The organism is Streptomyces sp. NRRL F-5650 (genome assembly GCF_000721365.1).
In the GTDB taxonomy this organism is placed as follows: Bacteria; Actinomycetota; Actinomycetes; order Streptomycetales; family Streptomycetaceae; genus Streptomyces; species Streptomyces ardesiacus.
The window spans coordinates 1-607 of record NZ_JOGV01000151.1; the positions used below are offsets into that span (position 1 = coordinate 1).

At 68.0% G+C, this 607-nt stretch carries 1 protein-coding gene; it reads right to left on the bottom strand.

Annotated elements, in window-relative coordinates; all coding sequences use genetic code 11:
• Positions 1-607 (bottom strand): ketoacyl-synthetase C-terminal extension domain-containing protein (locus tag IG88_RS39860; RefSeq protein ID WP_037837574.1); only part of this gene is annotated, 607 nt, incomplete at both ends.

Genomic DNA, 607 nt, shown 5'->3' on the forward strand with positions numbered 1-607 from the left:
CACTCACCGAACCGACCAGCAAACACCGGCGAAGAATCCAACAACTCCACCGCCATACCAGCCCACTGCGAACCCTGCCCCGGAAAAACGAACACCACGCCGTCCCTGACCTCCCCTACTCCGGACACCACCCCCTCTGCGAACTCACCTGCCGCCACCGCCTCCAGCCCCGCCAGCAACTGCTCACGATCCGAACCCAGCACCACCGCCCGGTACTCATGCCCGGCCCGAGACGCCACCAGCGAATACCCGACATCCACCAGCGACACGTCGGAGGCCCCCGCGAACTCCCGCAACCGCTCCGCCTGCCCACGCAACCCCGCCGCCGACCGACCCGAAACCACCCACGGCACCACACCACCACACACAAGACCAGCCGGACCGGACTCAACCCCGCCCCCACAAGCCTCCCCGGCCGGAGCCTGCTCCACAATCACGTGCGCGTTCGTCCCACTCACACCGAACGACGACACACCCGCACGCCGAACACGACCCGTCTCCGGCCAGACACACTCCTCCGTCACCAACTCCACGGCACCCGCCGACCAGTCCACCTGCGGCGTCGGCTCATCCACATGCAGCGTCCTGGGCACCACACCACGCCGCA